The sequence below is a fragment of the Caulobacter sp. CCNWLW153 genome (genome assembly GCF_036889365.1).
Classification (GTDB): Bacteria; Pseudomonadota; Alphaproteobacteria; order Caulobacterales; family Caulobacteraceae; genus Caulobacter; species Caulobacter radicis.
This window is the reverse complement of the sequence record NZ_JBAKFV010000037.1, coordinates 1-3,981: the sequence shown is the minus strand read 5'-3', so window position 1 is coordinate 3,981 and position 3,981 is coordinate 1. Positions and strand designations below refer to the sequence as shown.

Genomic DNA, 3,981 nt, shown 5'->3' with positions numbered 1-3,981 from the left:
CGGACCAGCGCCCGCACGCCGGCGGCCTTGAGGGCCGCCTCGTCGAGCTTGTCGGGATCGGCCAGTTCCAGGCGCAGGCGGCTGGAGCAGGCGCTGACGGCGAGGATGTTGGCTTTGCCGCCGAGCCCCGGCAGCAGTGCCTTGGCGGTCTTGGCGTCGACAGCGGCCTTGGCCGGCGCGGCGGCGGGGGCGGACACTGCGGCCTGCCCGCCTGCCCCGACGGCGGCGCGGATCTCGCCGGCGACGGTGTCGGCGATGGGGCCCAGCACCACCTGCAGGGCCTTGTTGGAGGGACGGACGATCCCGCGTGCGCCGAGCGCCTTGAGACGCGGCTCGTCGATGGCCTTCTGGTCGGCGACGATCAGGCGCAGGCGAGTGGTGCAGGCGTCGATGCTGACGAGGTTGGCGCTTCCGCCCAGGGCCGCGGCGAAGTCGGCCCCGCGGCCGCCGGCGCTGGGGGCCGGAGCCGCGGCCAGGGCGGCGGCCTCCTCGGCCGGCTCGCGGCCCGGGGTCTTGAGGTCGAACTTGATGATGAAGAAGCGGAACAGGCCGTAATAGAGGCCGAAATAGACCGCCCCCAGCGGCAGCAGCCACAGCGGCCGGGTGGCCTTGCCGAAGTTCAGCACGTAGTCGAACAGGCCCGCCGAGAAGGTGAAGCCCAGCTTGATGTCGAGCAGGTTCATCAGGGCCATGGCCAGGCCGGTCAGCACCGCGTGCACGGCGTAGAGCAGCGGGGCCAGGAACATGAACGAGAACTCGATCGGCTCGGTCACCCCGGTCAGGAACGAGGTCAGGGCCAGCGAGGCCAGCATGCCGCCGACCGCCTTCTTCCGCTCGGGACGGGCGGTGTGGAACATGGCCAGGCACGCGGCCGGCAGGCCGAACATCATCACCGGGAAGAAGCCGCTCATGAACGCCCCGGCGCTGGGGTCGTCGGCGAAGAAGCGGCGAAGATCTCCGGTGGCCCCGTGATAGTCGCCGATCACGAACCAGGCGATGTTGTTGAGGATGTGGTGCAAGCCGGTGACGATCAGCAGCCGGTTGAGCAGGCCGTAGACGAAGAGCCCCACCTCGCCCGAGCCGACGACGCCACGGCTGGCCGCGTCGACCCCGCCGTTGATGCCGTCGTAGCCAAAGCCCACCAGCAGGGCCAGAACCAGGCCCGCCACGCCCGAGATGATCGGCACGAAGCGGCGGCCGCTGAAGAAGGCCAGGTATTCGGGCAGCTTGAAGCCCGAGAAGCGGTTGTAGAACAGACCCCCGATCACGCCGGAGAGAATGCCGATCGGCACCGAGAGCTTGGACAGCGCCTTGGCCTTGTAGGCCGGGCCGGCGAGCTCCGCGGCCTCCTTGGACAGGCCCGCCAGCACTTCGGACGGCACGTGCAGCAGGGCCTTGGCCCCCTCGGTGGCGATCAGGAAGCAGACCACCCCGGCCAGGCCGGCCGCGCCGTTGTTCTCGCGGGCCAGGCCCACGGCCACGCCGATGGCGAAGAGAAGGCCGAGGTTGGCGAAGATCGCCTCGCCGGCCGCGGCGATGAAGGGGATGTTCAGAAGATCCGGCTGGCCAAAGCGCAGCAGGAGGCCTGCCACCGGCAGCACCGCGATCGGCAGCATCAGGGCCCGGCCCAGCGGCTGGAGGATTTCGAGCGGAGACTTCATCGGCTCAGACTCCGAAGGACTTGGCAAGGTCGCGGACCGCCTCGGGCGAGGCCAGGTCCAGGGTCTGGGCGGCAAGGTCGCGGCAGGCGGGCAGCGACAGCCGCCGCACCAGGGCCTTGACCTCCGGCACGATGGCGGCCGTGGCCGAAAGCTCGGTCACCCCCAGGCCCAGCAGCACCGGCACGGCGGAAAGATCCGAGGCGAGACCGCCGCAGACGCCGACCCAGCGGCCGTGTTTGGCCGCCCCCTTGCAGGTCTGGTCGATCATCCGCAGCACCGCCGGGTGCAGGGCGTCGATGCGGGCGGCAAGCTCGGGGTTTCCCCGGTCCATGGCCAGCACGTATTGGGTCAGGTCATTGGTGCCGATGGAGAGGAAGTCGGCCTCGGCGGCGATCAGGTCGGCGGTCACCGCCGCGGCCGGGGTCTCGATCATCACCCCCAGCTCGACGGCTTGCGTGATCCCCAGCTCCTTCTTGGCCTCCTCCAGCACCGCGCGCACCGCGCGAAGCTCCGAGAGGCTGCCCACCATCGGGACCATGATCCTGCACTGGCCCAGCGGTTGGACGCGCAGGATGGCGCGGATCTGGGTCTTCAGCAGGTGCGGCCGCCAGAGGCTGACCCGCACGCCGCGCAGGCCCAGGGCCGGGTTCTCCTCGGCCGGGATCGGCAGGTAGGGGGCGGCCTTGTCGCCGCCAACATCCAGCGTGCGCACGATCAGCGGCCGGCCCTCCAGGGCCGAAGCGACGGCCTGGTACTGGCGGGCCTGCTCGTCCTCGTCGGGCGGGGTCTCGCGGTCGAGGAACAGGAACTCGGTGCGCAGCAGGCCCGAGCCCTCGGCGCCGTTGGCCACGGCGGCCAGGGCGTCCTTCTCCGAGCCGACATTGGCGAACACCTCGATGCGCGTCCCGCAGGCCGTGCGGCTTTCCTGGTGGGCGGCGGCCTTGGCGGCGGCGCGGGCCTCGTGGCGGGCGGCGATGGCGCTCTGGGCCTGGGCCAGCGCCTCGGCGCCCGGGGCCACCCTCAGCTTGCCACCCTCGGCGTCGAGGATCAGGACGGTTCCATCGGCGATCCCAAGAACGTCCTGCCCCACGGCCACCAGGGCCGGCAGGCCCATGGCCGCGGCCAGGATGGCCACGTGCGAGGTGGGACCGCCACGAGCGGTGGCGAAGCCGGCCACCTGGCCGGGATCCACGCCCATCAGCTGCGAGGGCAGAAGCTCGTCGGCCAGCAGGATCGCCCCGGCCGGCAGCACGCGGGCGGTCTCCTCCTCGCCGGCCCCTTCCAAGACGAGGAGGGCCCGCAGCACCTGGCGCTCCAGGTCGATCAGATCATCGACGCGCTCGGCCAGGCGCCGGTCGCCCAGGCCCCGCAGGGCCTCAACATAACCGCCGACGGCGCGCCGCCAGGCAAAGCCGGCGCTCTTGCCTTCGCCGATCAGCCGCCGCGCGGCAGCGGTCAGTTCGGGATCTTCGAGGAAGGCCAGGTGGGCGCCGAGGATGGCCTTGCGGGCGGCGTCCCCACTCGCGGCCGAGGCCTCGATGCGGCCTCGGACCGCGCAGAGCGCGTCTTCCAGGGCGGCCAGCTCCGTGCTGGCTCCGGCCCCGGCCTCGACGACCACGATCTCTTCGGCCACCAGCCGCACCGCCTGGCCGATGGCCAGGCCCGGCGCGGCCATCACGCCGCGCAGCACCCCCGGCTCGGCCGGTTCGGCGGTGACGGCGGCGACCGGCGGCGCTTCGACGGCGGCGACGACTTCGCCCACGCCCTCGCCCATGCCGCTTTCGATCAGCGCGGCGATCGCCGTGACGGCGGCCTCGGCGTCCGGGCCGGAAGCAACGATCGAGACGTGGTCGCCCAGCCGGATGGCCAGCGACATCAGCCCCACCGGGCTCCTGGCGCTGGCCCGGCGGCCCACCGCCAGGAGCGCGATCTCTGCGGCAAAGCCGCGCGCCGTCTCGGCGATGCGGGCGGCCGGACGGGCGTGGATCCCGTGGGCCAGCGGCACGACCACCTCGCGCACCACCTCGCCGCCCGCTCCCGCCGTCGTCCCGGCAGCCGCCCCGCCGACCGCCGTCAGCTCCATCAGGAAGCCGCCGACCCCGGTCTCGTGGTCCTGCGCCCGGCGCACGATCGCGAAGGCCTCGGGATTGGTGACCACGATCGGGGTGATCAGGCTCCTGGCCTTGCGGGCCAGCAAGTCCAGGTCAAAGCCGATCAGCGGATCACCCGCCGTCACCGCCTGGCCCTCGGCCACGAGGACGGTGAAGCCCTCGCCGTCCAGCGCCACCGTCTCCAGACCCACATGCATCAGGATCTCGGC

General features: G+C 72.3%; 2 protein-coding genes. Both read right to left on the bottom strand.

The window, feature by feature from the left end; all coding sequences use genetic code 11:
* The coding region (gene nagE / locus V6S85_RS26475; protein ID WP_334350805.1) for an N-acetylglucosamine-specific PTS transporter subunit IIBC at positions 1-1,661 on the bottom strand (1,661 nt) is incomplete at its 3' end.
* Positions 1,662-1,665: 4 nt separating this feature from the next.
* Positions 1,666-3,981: phosphoenolpyruvate--protein phosphotransferase (ptsP, locus tag V6S85_RS26470; protein ID WP_334350804.1), on the bottom strand; the 2,316-nt coding region annotated here is incomplete at its 5' end.